This is a genomic window from Chitinophaga filiformis (genome assembly GCF_023100805.1).
Classification (GTDB): domain Bacteria; phylum Bacteroidota; class Bacteroidia; order Chitinophagales; family Chitinophagaceae; genus Chitinophaga; species Chitinophaga filiformis_B.
Genome location: NZ_CP095855.1, coordinates 2711130 through 2724994, shown reverse-complemented (window position 1 = coordinate 2724994; position 13865 = coordinate 2711130). Strand labels below are relative to the sequence as shown.

Sequence of the window (13865 nt, the reverse complement as noted above, 5' to 3'; positions counted from 1 at the left end):
CACAATTTGTATGAAACGAAGAGTCATATTCTTATTAGCATTATCATGTCCCGTACTATTATTCTCCTGCGTCAGCACCAAAAAATTCAAGGCTTCTGAAGCCAGGTATGCCGATTTAGCTGGCAAATACGCAAGCCTGCAGAGCAAACTGGATGATTGCCAGCGTAGCCTGCGCGATACTGCTTCTGCGTTTGAGCGTAGCAGAAATATGAACGAAGAAAGACTGGAAGGGTTAAAGCAGAATAATAATACGTTACTGAACCAGCTGAAAGACCTGTCTGTTATCAGCAATTCACAGGCAGAAAGCATTAAGAAATCGCTGGATAATATAGGCGCCAAAGATGCCTATATACAGGACCTGCAATCCGCCATTGCGCGTAAAGACTCTCTGAACATGGCACTTGTGATGAACCTGAAGGGCGCTATTGGCAACCTGGATGACAAAGACATTAACATCAAAGTAGAAAAAGGCGTAGTGTATATCGACATATCAGATAAACTGCTGTTTGAAAGCGGTAGCTACGATATCACTGCCAGGGCGAAGGAAGTACTCGGAAAGGTAGCGAAAGTATTGCTTAACCAGCCTGATATCGAGTTTATGGTGGAAGGCCATACAGACACCAATCCTTTCAAGAGAGGCGTGTTGCTGGATAACTGGGACCTGAGTGTGAAGAGGGCTACTGCCGTAACAAGGGTATTGCAGAATGACTATGGCATTCCTCCTGCCCATATCACTGCCGCAGGTAGAGGTGAATATCTGCCTGTTGCTTCCAACGATACACCTGAAGGCAGGGCCGCTAACCGCCGTACACGTATCGTGATACTGCCACAGCTTGACCAGTTCTTCAAACTGCTGGAAAAGAAGTAAGATCATCATCCATTTCATTATAGCAAGGAAGGGCGTCTCCGTTTCGGGGGCGCTCTTTTTGTTATCCTGATATCGAATAAAAAAAGGGTTTATCAAAAAGTGAAGTGCCAAAAAAGTGTCTAATTTTTGGCACCATCAACAGCCGGGAGAAATCACTCATGACATTCCGAAGCCGGCGCCCACGATCATTACAGGGAGTTTGGTAGTTGCCCAGGCAGCCCGGTCCAGTCAGCCCCAAAAGAATAAAGCCAGTAAAGATTTACCGGCCCATTCTTAAAGCTAATGCTGTTAACAAACATATGGCGTGCTTAATCTACCTTGGGAACTGTACATGGCTTATAAACACCGCCACTTTTAGGATTTTACAGGATGTTGTTTAACTAACCATTATTTTAATACTATTACCATTACCTTTCAATACGATAGCCGTCACCGTCCGGGTGGATTTTGTCTAAGGGAGCCAGTTGTACCAGGAACGAATCGATCGGCTTCCTTCTGTCGATAATAAGGCTGATCATGTTATTCTCCAATGGCTTATCTATCGTTAGCTTTTTTTGCCAATATATCCAGGTAAGTTTCACGATCTCTTTTTCGCTGGCGTCGTGTATGTATATTTCGTCGTTTAACCAACTTGTCTCATCTTTATCCATCGGACCTACCTTCAGCTGCCTGTCAAAGCCGGTAGCTACCTCCCCTGGTTTCAGCAGGGCTGTACTATGGCCATTGGTCACCTGTACATTGCCAGATACCAGGGCGATCCTCGGTTGCTGTTCATTATAGCTATTCACATTAAACTCGGTTCCCATAGCAATTGCCTTACTGTTTGGCAACTGCACTATGAAGGGCCTGCTGGCATTGGCTTTCACTGTAAAATAGGCTTCACCGTTTACGTTCACTGCACGCTCCCGTTCTTTAAAACGCAATGGAAACTTTAACTCAGTAGCAGAGTTGACTGAAGCTTTGGAGCCGTCGCTCAACTCCAGTGCGTACCGCTTGCCTGCCGGTACCGCCAGGGTGGCTGTAAGATCTTTGTTAATATTCTTTAAAGTGCGTAGCAGATAAGCATCGTCTATCAGTAAACCCTTATCGGGATCGATGGTTAGTTTTTCACCTGATAACGGCACCGTATCTCCGCCTATCAGCAGGCTAACGCTGACGGCATCCTTTCTTCCGGTATGTACGTTCTGTGGGCGTTGTTGAATAAGGTACCTCGCTATAACGCCTACCGCTATTATGGCCACCATGCAGGCGGCTATGGTTGTTGGGCGGACGTACCTCCTTCTTTTCAGCCTGACATGAGACGCAGACGTCATCTGATTACGGGATTCTGCCATCCTGATAATATTCATCGCTTCCTGTTCGAGGATGTCGCGATCAGGAATATTTACCGGAGGTGGGGTTTCATTCAAAAAATCAGAAAGTGCCCTTACTTCGGGAAATTTTTCCAATAAGTTATTTAACAGGACCTCTTCCTGTGGAGTGATGGATCCGGTGATGCGAGCTATAATAAGGGCGGTTATATAATCAGTAGTCTTTTTCATATTTGGTTTTTTTTGGGCAGGAATCAATGTTGTTTTTGCAGGATCATTGTTACTTATTGATATATGTCTTGAAAACCCCGCGAATTTTTTTTAGTATACGCCTGACTTTATGCGGTTCAATACCAAATTGCGCTCCTATCTCCTTTGGTTTCTTGCCATTTTCATACGCTGCGTTAAAAATCTCCTTTTCTATTTTATCCACCTGGTCCAGTTGCCGCTGTAATAATTCATACAACTCCTGTTTGGCTTGCAGGTCTGTTGCCAGAACTCCTTTGCTATGTTCATATAGCACATGCCTTTTAGCACTGGTTTGCGTGTTTCGAAAAAGTGTGTAACGTCTTTTGCGTGCGGCTCCTATCAAATACACTTTTAAACCGGTCGTTACGTCAAGTTTGGCACGTCTTTCCCAAAGGCTGCAGAATACTTCCTGCAGAATGTCATTTATATCGTTTTCCCCTAAACCCTGTGCTCTCAGAGACTGTTCGACAACCGGCTTATATTCTTCATATATGGTTTTAAATGCATTTTTATCCCCCTCTTTTAAACACTTCATCAGTTCTTGTTCTTGTTCTGGTGTCATTATTAAGTAATGTTTTAAATATTTTAAAGGTGAATAAATAAAAGCACGTTTAAATGTCACTGATACTTATCGGATTGATCTTCCAGATGTTATTTTGAAGGAGATTCTAATAATAAGTCTTGGCAAAATGGCATTTTGAACACAAGACGAAAAAAAAAATTAAAAAAAACTTTTACCGGTGGAATACTAGCTGCCACCCTTTAGCCATTTCCCCTAAAAAAACCAACCTGGAGCCGCATTGGAACATCCATAAATATTTTTTTTACCATTTGTCTTTTTGTACCGTTTGCTGAGACTTTATATATGGGAACATATTTATAAAGGACTCTTTACGGTACAATACATTTAATTAATTATGAAAAACGCTGTATGCCGCAGGGGCCTATACCTGATGGTGCTGGCTTTACTTTTATTCATTGGTCCCTCGCTTGGGCAAAAACACAATTCCACACCGGGAGCTAAGTCAGTAAGACTGGCATTCACCCGTGCGCTGTTAAAAACCGTTTTTAAGCGTATAGAAGAACAGGGGGGCCCCCATTTTTTGGGTACCTACAACAGGGCCACCCGTATTACCATACCACTGCGGGAGACGACCATTGACGCCTTTTTACAGCAATATCTTGTACCCTTAGGGTACACCTGCCGATGGACAGCAGATGGGAATATCATCCTCTATCCGCCATCTGCCGAGTGGGTAATGCCGGCAGAAAGCCAGCCATCGCAGCCGGCACCCGCCAATAAAGTGGTAACAGGCATCATTACGGATGAAGCCTTGCTACCGCTTCCCGGCGTGCATATACGGGTACAAGGAGGAAACTGGGGAACAAATACTGATACGGCAGGCAGGTTTCAATTGCAGGTTCCCCGCGCAGATGCCACGCTGGAGGTGCAGTTGATGAGTTATGAAACCCGGCGGGTAGCTCTTAACGGCCAGGAAACCATCCGCATTCAAATGAAGCCGGCTGACAAGTCCCTGGATGAGGTAGTCATTACGGGATACTCCGAGGGAGCCAAAAGATTTGTTGTGGGTGCTGTAACGCGGGTAACGCTTATACCCACAGAACAGGCAGGCAGCAGTAATGCGCTTACCGCCTTGCAAGGCAAGGTGCCGGGTTTACAAATAGATCAAACCAGCGGCATGCCCGGTAGTGCTGTTACAATACAGTTACGGGGGCGAAATTCGCTGATGAGCATTGCTATGCCACTGCTGGTGATCAACGGGATCCCCTACGCGGGCAGTTTGCCTGTCGCCAACCTGGGGTCTTCCCTCTCCTCCCAAAATGTGAATGGCGGCATCAGTTCGTTCAGCCTCCAGATGTTTGGCGAAATTGAATCCATTACCGTACTGAAGGATGCCGAAGCTACCGCTATTTATGGTTCAAAGGGCGCGAATGGCGTAATAGTTATTCAAACAGTAAGAGGGAAACCCGGTAAACTGATGCTGGACGCTACCCTGCTCAGAGGCTGGGGTAAAGTGGCCCACAAGTACCATCTGTTCGACACCGGAGAGTACCTGGATATGCGGGAGGAGGCCTTCCGTAACGACGGGCTTATACCGGGAAAAGACCCTGGTATCAATTATGCCCCGGACCTCACGGTATGGGACCGTTTTAAATACACAGACTGGCAAAAGGAACTAATGGGCAGGTCGGCTATCATCACGGACGGAAACCTGGCCCTGAGTTTTGGAGATGAACGGACCTGGGTACGCATTGGGGGCAATTACTACAAAGAAACATCCGTTTTCAGACGGGATCTGCGTTATGACAGAGCAGGTGTGAACTTTACGTTAGATCACATCAGTAAAGATACCAGCTTTAAGGTAAGCACCTATGGTTTTTATGCTGCAGATGGTGTCTATTCGTTTAACAGTTCTGTTAAAGCAGTATTTACACCGCCCAATGCAAAGGCAAGCCGGGACGACCATAATAACCTGTACTGGGAGCCGGGGTTGAACAATCCCTATGCTGATTTCCTGAAACGGTATTCTCTGGCGAAAAGGAACTATCTTATCAGCGCCTCCATGCAATGGAAACCCTTTGAAGGTCTTATAGTCAGAACCAACCTGGGGATCAGTGGTTTAAATACCAACGAAAATGATAAACTGCCCATTGCCAGCCAGAACCCTTTCTTATCTGCCGGTCTCACCGGCAGTGCCACCATTGCAGGCAAAGATGTATTGGGATATATTGCTGAACCAATAATAGAATACCAGCCGCTTTATTTACGGGGACTTACCCTGTTAGCAGGTGCATCTTTCCAGTACACCACTACTACCAACCGCATCATCACAGCAGAAGGCTATACCAATGATGCAGATCTGTCAAAACTTGATAAAGCCACCTACTTATCAGTCAATTTTAAAAAGACCTCAGCTTACAAATACGGTGCTCTTTTTGCGCAGCTAAAATACCATTGGCTGGACAGATACATCGTCAATGCCAGCCTGCGGAGAGATGCAAGCAGCAGATTCAGTCCGGAAAAGAACTCCGGTTATTTCTGGTCGCTGGGAAGCGCCTGGATCTTTTCGGAAGCCGCTCTCATTAAATCCGGCCTGCCCTGGTTGCGTTTCGGCAAACTGCGTGGCAGTATTGGCCTCACAGGCAGCGACCTGGTGGAAGATAACCAATACCAGGCCGTATGGGCCTCCAATCCGACAAACAACCCTTATCAGGGAGTACAGGGGCTTAGTCCCCAGGCGCCCTACAACCCGTATTTCTCATGGGAACGTTGTCTTAAAAAAGAAATGGCCCTTGATCTTACTTTTGGGGAAGACCTAATACAAACCAGCTTTTCTTATTTCCGTAACAAAAGCTATAACCAGATCTTACAAACAGAGTTGCCTGCCCAGTCAGGCTTCAGCAACATGCTGCGTAACAGTCCCGCTGTGATTTTAAATACCGGTGTTGAAATGGTGTTAAGCGCCAATGTGGTGAAATCTTCCACTGTACGGCTTTCCCTCGCGGCTAATATTACCCTTCCCAGTAATAAAGTGGTAGCCTTTGAAAAGCTGGAGACATCCCCCTACCACGGCACCCTGCTTTTGAATGCGCCGGTAACGGTCTTAAATAAGCTCCAATCGGAAGGAGTGGATAAGACGGATGGCTTATACAAGATGAAAGATCTCGACGGTGTTCCGGGCTATAACAAAGATGATTATACTAAGATAGGTTCTCTCGACCCAAGGCTATTGGCCGGTTTTGAATTAAGCTTTTCGTGGAAAAATATGACACTGGATATGGTGTGGGACATCCGGAAACAGATGGGACTCTCCTATCTGTACCCTATGATGCTGGCCGATCAATACCCTGGTGGTATGTCGAACCAGATCACCGACCTGCGCGACCGCTGGCGGCAGCCTGGCGATGAGGGGAAAAAATACCAAAAGCTTTCCAGTTTGCCGGGAGGAGCAGTAAATGGCAACAAAAACCTGATCATTAATTCAGATCGGTCTTATGCCAATACCAGTTATGCCAAGCTACGGGAATTGTCCCTGCGCTATACCCTGCCAAAAAAGCTGAAGTCCCTCCTGCACTGCAGGGATGCCAGCGTTTTCTTCATTGGGCGTAACCTTTTTACCATTTCAAACTACCCGGCAGGCGATCCGGAAATCGCAAACGTACTGTCACTTTCAACACTCAGGACAGTCTCATTCGGCATAAAAGTATCTCTGTAACAAGCAATCATTTCGACAATTATGATGATACGCAGTAAAATAACCGGCTATATTGTACTTATCGCAATCGTTTTAGAAGCCTGCTCTCTTATAACAGCAGATGTGCCCCTGGATGAAGTAGCGGGCAGGCAGGTGTTTGAGAATGCCGATTCGGCTATTGCCGCAGTAACAGGTATTTATGAGGGGATTGCATCTAACACCAATATTTTCTGTGGAGGTGCATCCGTATATGCCGGTATATATGCAGATGAACTGATCTATACCGGGCTATCTGTACCGGTAGTTGAGTTTTCCAATAGTACCCTTACTTCGGGCAATACAACCTTAGAGAGCATTTTCTGGAAGAACAGCTACTACTTTATTTACCGCACCAATGCCTGTATAGAGGGCCTGATAGCCAGCCAGGCAATAGGTAAAGCCCTACGGGACCAGTTGGTGGGAGAGGCTAAGTTTTTAAGAGCTATGCTGTACTTTCACCTGATACAATATTTTGGTGATGTGCCATTAGTAACTATTACCGATCAATCCTTTAATGAGCATATGCCGCGCACACCCCTTGTCGTAATAAAAGCAGCCATCCTCACAGATCTTGACGATGCCGTGGAACTACTGTCCCCGGTATACCCAACGCATGAGCGGGCAAGGGTGAATAAATGGTGCGCCAAAGCCCTACTCGCCCGCTTTTACCTTTACGAGAAAAACTGGGCACAGGCTGCAGCAGAGGCAACTGCCGTTATCAACAGCGGCCTTTACCAACTGGTCCCGGCAGACAGTGTATTCCTGATCAGCAGCCGGGAGGCCCTGTTACAGATACAGCCTGTAATTAAACGGTATCAGACCCTGGATGGTCAGCTGTTTATACCATCGGGCAATATACGGCCTAACTTTGCGCTAACACCTGCATTGCTAAATGCCTTTGAGACAGGCGACAAACGGAAAACCAGCTGGGTAGCCAGTAAAATAGTGAACGGCATCAGCTATTCCTATCCATTCAAGTATAAAAAAAGACCTGAATCGGCTACTGATGTCAAACTATCAGAATATACCGTATTACTTCGCCTGGCAGAATTATACCTGATCCGTGCAGAATGCCGTACCAGACTGGGCGAATTATCCGCCGCCATAAGTGATGTCGATGCCATACGCCAAAGGGCGGGCCTTCCGCTTATATCCAATACCCATGCAGGAATAAATGCAGACGATCTTCTGGCAACAATACTACATGAGCGAAGAACCGAGTATTTCGCGGAGCTGGGACACCGGTGGATGGACCTGAAACGAACAGGCCAAACGGACAGTGTACTGCAATCCCTGAAGCAAGGCTGGAAAAACAGTGCTGCGCTCTGGCCCATTCCTGCGACGCAGATCAGTTTAAATCCATCCCTGGTTCAAAATCCCGGTTATTACTAGTTCCATGGCAGCAGCGGGTTGGTTAGGCTGGTATACTACCAGGGTAAATCGCCGGTGGTATAAATTAACACGTTGTTCTTCGCACGCAGGCAAACATTAATAGAGGGAGCACAGAACGTTTGCGCCTGCTCTTTGGTTACGCCCCAGAGTATTGTGTCGCCGTTCCAGTCTATCCAGTCGTACAGTATACCGGAACCGGCCGACTGCATATTTACAGCTATAGCGCTGGTGGTGCCGGCGAGCAGCGCCAATGCAGAGAATAATAGCTTAATCTTTTTCATAGCGTATTGATTTTTGAAGGTGAGTGATGTGATGATGCATTAGCGTAAATGTCCCATGCCTGGCGGCAGCATGCAGCAGTGTAAAGTCCCCCGACCTATAGGCCGGCATATTTAATTACATTATAAATGCCAATCGTTTACGTTCTGGTTATTTCAGATGTTGATCCTGTAGATTAGTTAAGCACCCCGAAAGTTATTTTGAGCATTCTGTCGTTCACTAACATGCATACTACAAAATTTGCTGCATTCTTCAGTTAATAGCATGTTAACAAATAACGATTTTCTGATAGCTTTATCTATCCCTGTTGCCCTCACCGTGATAGCAAGATAGATGGACACTGATGGTCACTATTGCTTCGACAGATCGCATTTCTTTTTAAAGTGACATACCACCGCTATTTGAATATTTACCGCTTTTTTGTATATTCATGGTACCAATATACGTCCCTGAACTCTTTTATAAGTTGACTCAATAAATACCATGGCATAACAAAACACCATTTACCCAGTCACCCAATCACCATTCATTATCAACCACATAAACCAGAGAACGTGAAAGTAACCTGTTTCGTAGCTGCATTGATGTTCATCAGCTGTTTTTCATTCGGTCAGAAAGGCGCCCTGGAATTACGTCCGTACTACCGGTTGGACTGGTACCCTAAATTTTCTTATGTGATCGACGACAGGTCCAGTACAGATGAAGTAAAAATGCGGGGCAGCAGTTTTGGAATAGGACTGGCTTACAAGCTGCCGGTATCAAAGACGCTGGCCATCAAACCAGGCATCGGCTATTATAAATATACCTTTAATCATATTGAGAGAACGAATACCTTAACCGGGAAAAGTGAAGCAAGGAACATCAATTACATCAGTCCCCTGCTCATCCCTTTTCAGACCGACAAATACTGGTATAATACCCTTAGCGCCAGTATAGGACTGGAAAAAAGCCTTCCCATGACAAACAGTTGCGAGGCCCTTATAGGACTGGATCTTCAAAACTATTACACAATTTCACAGCGATATCATCTTACCAATAACCCGGAAGGAAGCAAGGACAAAAAGCGAACTGAAAGCAGGTACTTCGGCGCATCTGCCTTGCTTAACTTCAGCATTATTAAACATTATAACAAGTTTGGAATAGGCCCAACCCTGCTATTGCCAATTTTCGACATCTGGAAAACCGACGCAGTGTTTCCAGAAGAGACCTCCTCCGGGACAAGAAATAAAGTGTTACGGGGAGCAGGCATCGGAGTGTCTCTCAATTACGCCCTGGACTAAAAACCAGTAACATATGATCCCAAAATTACCTCGACTCATGTTGATCGTGGCGGCATGCCTGTTCACATCGTACAGCCATGCCCAGGTCAAAACCCGCATTTTCCCACAAGGACTGCCCGCTGCGAGAAAAGCGGTGAAGAAGATCCCTGTTACCACCCTGGAAGCCCCTCCCGACCTCAACAAACTTTTAAAGGCACAGGCAGGCAGCGTACCGCTGGAATATGTTAACCGTTTCGCTGTATCAAAACAGGTAGACATCGACGTACTATCCACCGCTGCCGTAAGCGAAGACAATGGGTTTATAACCTACGACCTGGCGCTGGCTGCAAAAGGTGCAAAGAACATCTCTGTTGACTTTAAATCATTCATTTTACCGGACAATGCGGTGCTAAGTATTTACACCCGCTATGAGCTGACCGACAGCATCACTGCCAGGGAAAACAACCAGTACAAGGTCTGGGCCTCCCGGGTCTACCAGGACGATACCTTAAGCCTCTCCCTGAAGCTGCCCGCGGAAGAGAAAGGTCAGGCCGCGCTGAAGATTGGCCAGGTCAATTTCGGATTTAAGCAATTTGGCGCCAACTTCTATGGCAATCCCGGGCAATCCGCCTCCTGCAACATCAACGTTGTTTGCCCGGAAGCCACAGGCTGGGATAATGAACGAAATTCTGTTGCCATGATCGTGGTGAATGGCAATGAGTCCTGCACCGGGGCCTTGGTGATGAATACCTGTAATACCAACAGGCCATTCTTCCTGACCGCCAACCATTGCCTGGCTGCCGGCAGTGTTGCCAACTGGGTATTCCAGTTCCAGACCTGGAGCAATACCTGCACCGGCAACAGCGGCTGGCTGGAAGACGTACAATTCAACGGCGCAACGCTGCGGGCCAACAGTGTAGCATCCGATTTTGCCCTGCTGGAGCTGAACCAGGTACCTCCCGCTAACTCAGGGATCAGGTATTCCGGCTGGAACAGAAATACCGCAGCACCGGCAGGTACTGTGGGCCTGCATCATCCTGCGGGAGACCTGATGAAATTCAGCCGTGATTTTGACCTTGCCGGTGTCAGCTCCTGGGGAGGTACTAACAATCACTGGGTGTCTGTCTTCGAACAGGGCACCGTGCAACCCGGATCATCCGGTTCTCCCCTGTACGACATGAACCACAGGGTGGTAGGTCAGCTGCATGGCGATCAGCTGAACCAGGGTAATTATTGCGCACAACGGCGTGGTGAATATGGAAGGTTGGATGTATCCTGGACCGGCGGCGGTACCAATGCCAGTCGCCTGAGCAACTGGCTGGACCCGTCCGGCAGTAATGCGCTGACCACTAATACCACTAACGTCTCTGCATTGACGAATGCGACTTTGTCACTCTCCCTGTCGGGCGATAACCTGATCTGCACCGGCAGTAAAACATATACCCTTTCAGGTGTTCCTGCCGGCGTGCCTGTAGTCTGGACGGTTTCCAACAGCGCTATGGCCACATTAACAGCTTCCGGCAACCAGGTGACCGTAAACAGGCTAGGAACGGGCGATATCACCTTAACCGCTACCGTTGGCGGCACCTGTTTCATCAACAATGTAGCCAACAAAAGCATTCACCTGGGCCCTGTAACGGATGTGGGTATCACGAATATCCAACTGGTGCCCGCGCCTTATTATGGCATTTACGGTGAAGTAGTGACATCTGCTCCACCTCCTTATTATTGGTATATAGACGGTGTACTGAAGAAAACTACCAGCTCCAAACAAAGTGATGTAGTGGTTGCCGGTCAGTGCGGTACACAGCATTATTTCCAGGTAGGCGCTACCAACGGTTGTATCGGTGAGGTGAAAACATTGCCTTATTATTTCACCAACAGCTGCAGTTTCCGCATGCGGAAAGATACGACCGCTGCCGATTCATCGGAGATGACCATTACCTATATGGGAAATTACAACATGCTGCTCAGCCCTAATCCGGCCAGGAACCAGGTGGTGATCACGATTCCCGGCGATACCAAAAAAAGTACTGCAGCTGCTATCAGCAGTATCCGTATTATTGATGCCTCAGGAAATGTGCAACGCACAGTAAGATATGGTGAAGGCAGCCAGAGAAGGGTTACGCTGGATATATCCAGCCTGCATAGCGGTGTGTATATTGTTGAAGTGTCTGATGGGAAGAACAGGCATACGGGTAAATTGCTTGTACAATAATTTTCAGGTATAAAAGCGATCCGGCCATCCGGACGTCCCCAAAAAGTCAGACACTTTTGGAGATGTCCGGATGGCCGGATCGCTTTTATGCTTTTACTAAAACTTGCCAGTCATTCATTACAGGGTAGCAGTAACCACATTCCGTGTCTTTGTATCAAATACCAGGATGCCTTCGCTGCTGGCATCCAGCTGGCTTATCAACGCGCCGGTATTATCCCATATGCCGGACTTTCCCGCGCATTCAAATCCATCAGACTCCCCTACCGCATTTGCCAGCAATACCGTCATTTCATACTGCTCTCCTATTTCAGACAGCCTGGCAATCGCTTTATCGATCCCTCCTGTCGATTTCACCGCGCTGGCAACATATACCACTGCACCGCATTTATAGGCATCTTCCACATGTGCCGGCACAGACAGCTCATAACAAATAGCCAGTGCTACATCGCTTTCTTCTCCCAGCATGCTGATAGTGCTTTGTCCGCTAACGAAATAAGGATCCTCATCTGCATGCAGGTACTTCTTCGCATAGACTTCCCGTTGCTTACCTGGCTGGAATAAGACCATACTGATCGTGATACCCGTATCTGCTTTCAGCGGTACCCCTACCCCGATTGTCACCTGCCTGCTGTCGCTGATCTCCTGAAAATCGTCCAGGCAAGCATCGTCCATACAAATAGCCAGGTCTTTCGCCAATGTGGGCTCATAACCTGTTATGGACAATTCCGGGAAGATAATGGTGTCAGCACCGTGAGAAATAGCCAGATCAATGATCTTTTTATGGTTTTCGATATTACTCCGGATGTCTCCTTTTACTGCTTTTGCCTGTGCTACGCAAAGTTTCATAGTCTGGTTTTTATGGATGCCTGCCGGTTAGGATAGCGTAATATTATTGCTATATTTTAAGAAAAAAAAGCCGTCCCCGATATATTTCAGGACGGCTTTTTTGCTGTGGCACAACTAACTGATCACCTAGTTGTTACTCAGCCTGGGTGTATTTACCACTGCGGAACGGCTGGTATTTGTGATCACTTTACGCTGCTGCAGATCGAATCGTTGTCCCCTGCCGAGGAAATAGAAGGGCCCATCGGTGTTATATTCCCCCGTAGGACTTTTCTGTTTTTCGTTGATATGGGCAATGTCATAAATAGCTACATAGGAGTTTCCGATCACTTCAAACGTATCTTTCTGCACCACGATGGCCGTACTCTCGTCAATACCGATGCCCAGCAGGTCAGGATGCGCCTTTATCACACCTACCAGGTCAAACTGCCGGTTACGGCGCAGGATGTGCTGGTCGATAGCGGTATGATGGATCAGGTCCAGCCCATGTATGTGGTCTCCTTCCAGGATGCTATTGCCTTTGGTGTCTCCCCTCAGCAGGAATGAGCCCTGGATGGTGGCACCTGCAGAAGTACCCCCTATTACACCACCGCGGGTAAGCACCGCTTTGATCTCCTTTTCTGCCAATGTGTGCAGGTAGGCATCAGCAATTTTCCACTGGCGGCCACCGGGAAACCAGATACCGGTTGCCTTTTTCAGCGGCGCTACAAAGCTTGCTGTGTTGGCGACTTTAGGATCACGTGTGTGTAGTACTGTTACCTGGGCCACCCCGAGATCCTGCAGCAGTTCTTTTTCGAATGATTTGCCGGTAGCAAGGGCTGAATCTTCACCGGCCGTAGGGATCACTACGATATTGGCGTTAGGACCGCCAGCCAGCTCTATAAAGCGTGCCCATATTTCCGGCCCTACTTTGCCACCGCCGACAATGATCAGGGCGCCTTTCTGAGGACCTACAACAGCGTCAGCCTCCACGGAAGCTGCAGCCATATTTGATGACTGTGTAACACCGGCCCTGGCTGTGTTTGATGATTGTGTATCAGCGCCTGTGTTTTGCTGTGCAATAGCACCGGCAGCCAGGAACAGGAAGCCGGCGAAAAAAAATGACATGATCGACTGTTTCATCAGATCGTATTTAAAGGGTTTATAATCGCATTTTTTTATTACGGATGGTATTATTCATCGTCATACCAG

At 47.3% G+C, this 13865-nt stretch carries 10 protein-coding genes; 5 read left to right on the top strand and 5 right to left on the bottom strand.

Annotated elements, in window-relative coordinates; all coding sequences use genetic code 11:
- Nucleotides 1-10: 10 nt before the first annotated feature.
- The gene (locus tag MYF79_RS11020; RefSeq protein ID WP_247813926.1) at nt 11-868 is read left to right on the top strand and encodes a flagellar motor protein MotB; all 858 of its coding nucleotides are present in this window, start codon (nt 11-13) and stop codon (nt 866-868) included.
- Between the two features lie 407 nt (nt 869-1275).
- Here MYF79_RS11020 and MYF79_RS11015 read toward each other — a convergent pair whose 3' ends face one another.
- Both MYF79_RS11015 and MYF79_RS11010 read right to left on the bottom strand, forming a co-directional pair.
- On the bottom strand, nt 1276-2409 hold the full coding sequence (locus tag MYF79_RS11015; protein WP_247813925.1) for a FecR family protein: 1134 nt from the start codon (nt 2407-2409) through the stop codon (nt 1276-1278).
- A 49-nt stretch (nt 2410-2458) separates the two neighbouring features.
- On the bottom strand, nt 2459-2989 hold the full coding sequence (locus tag MYF79_RS11010; protein WP_247813924.1) for an RNA polymerase sigma factor: 531 nt from the start codon (nt 2987-2989) through the stop codon (nt 2459-2461).
- 355 nt (nt 2990-3344) lie between these two features.
- Between MYF79_RS11010 and MYF79_RS11005 the strand changes: the two genes are divergently transcribed.
- Nucleotides 3345-6665 (top strand): SusC/RagA family TonB-linked outer membrane protein, encoded by a 3321-nt coding sequence (locus tag MYF79_RS11005; protein WP_247813923.1) that lies wholly within the window; start codon nt 3345-3347, stop codon nt 6663-6665.
- Between the two features lie 21 nt (nt 6666-6686).
- Complete coding sequence (locus MYF79_RS11000; protein WP_247813922.1) at nt 6687-8075, top strand: RagB/SusD family nutrient uptake outer membrane protein; 1389 nt, start codon at nt 6687-6689, stop codon at nt 8073-8075.
- Between the two features lie 35 nt (nt 8076-8110).
- Here MYF79_RS11000 and MYF79_RS10995 read toward each other — a convergent pair whose 3' ends face one another.
- On the bottom strand, nt 8111-8356 hold the full coding sequence (locus MYF79_RS10995; RefSeq protein ID WP_247813921.1) for a hypothetical protein: 246 nt from the start codon (nt 8354-8356) through the stop codon (nt 8111-8113).
- Between the two features lie 552 nt (nt 8357-8908).
- Here MYF79_RS10995 and MYF79_RS10990 point away from each other — a divergent pair.
- Nucleotides 8909-9634 (top strand): hypothetical protein, encoded by a 726-nt coding sequence (locus tag MYF79_RS10990; protein ID WP_247813920.1) that lies wholly within the window; start codon nt 8909-8911, stop codon nt 9632-9634.
- A gap of 13 nt (nt 9635-9647) precedes the next feature.
- Entirely contained in the window at nt 9648-11831 is a 2184-nt protein-coding gene (locus MYF79_RS10985) for a T9SS type A sorting domain-containing protein (protein ID WP_247813919.1), read from the top strand.
- Between the two features lie 117 nt (nt 11832-11948).
- Here MYF79_RS10985 and MYF79_RS10980 read toward each other — a convergent pair whose 3' ends face one another.
- Nucleotides 11949-12677: a carbon-nitrogen hydrolase family protein gene (locus MYF79_RS10980; protein WP_247813918.1), complete on the bottom strand. Its 729-nt coding sequence runs from the start codon at nt 12675-12677 to the stop codon at nt 11949-11951.
- 126 nt (nt 12678-12803) lie between these two features.
- The gene (locus MYF79_RS10975; protein ID WP_247813917.1) at nt 12804-13781 is read right to left on the bottom strand and encodes a cyanophycinase; all 978 of its coding nucleotides are present in this window, start codon (nt 13779-13781) and stop codon (nt 12804-12806) included.
- Nucleotides 13782-13865 lie beyond the last annotated feature (84 nt).

What these genes read in the sequence shown, in the direction of transcription:
- MYF79_RS11020 (WP_247813926.1), top strand. Translation starts at nt 11, where the DNA reads ATGAAACGAAGAGTCATATTCTTATTAGCATTATCATGTCCCGTACTA.
- MYF79_RS11015 (WP_247813925.1), bottom strand. Translation starts at nt 2,409, where the DNA reads ATGAAAAAGACTACTGATTATATAACCGCCCTTATTATAGCTCGCATC.
- MYF79_RS11010 (WP_247813924.1), bottom strand. Translation starts at nt 2,989, where the DNA reads ATGACACCAGAACAAGAACAAGAACTGATGAAGTGTTTAAAAGAGGGG.
- MYF79_RS11005 (WP_247813923.1), top strand. Translation starts at nt 3,345, where the DNA reads ATGAAAAACGCTGTATGCCGCAGGGGCCTATACCTGATGGTGCTGGCT.
- MYF79_RS11000 (WP_247813922.1), top strand. Translation starts at nt 6,687, where the DNA reads ATGATGATACGCAGTAAAATAACCGGCTATATTGTACTTATCGCAATC.
- MYF79_RS10995 (WP_247813921.1), bottom strand. Translation starts at nt 8,356, where the DNA reads ATGAAAAAGATTAAGCTATTATTCTCTGCATTGGCGCTGCTCGCCGGC.
- MYF79_RS10985 (WP_247813919.1), top strand. Translation starts at nt 9,648, where the DNA reads ATGATCCCAAAATTACCTCGACTCATGTTGATCGTGGCGGCATGCCTG.
- MYF79_RS10980 (WP_247813918.1), bottom strand. Translation starts at nt 12,677, where the DNA reads ATGAAACTTTGCGTAGCACAGGCAAAAGCAGTAAAAGGAGACATCCGG.
- MYF79_RS10975 (WP_247813917.1), bottom strand. Translation starts at nt 13,781, where the DNA reads ATGTCATTTTTTTTCGCCGGCTTCCTGTTCCTGGCTGCCGGTGCTATT.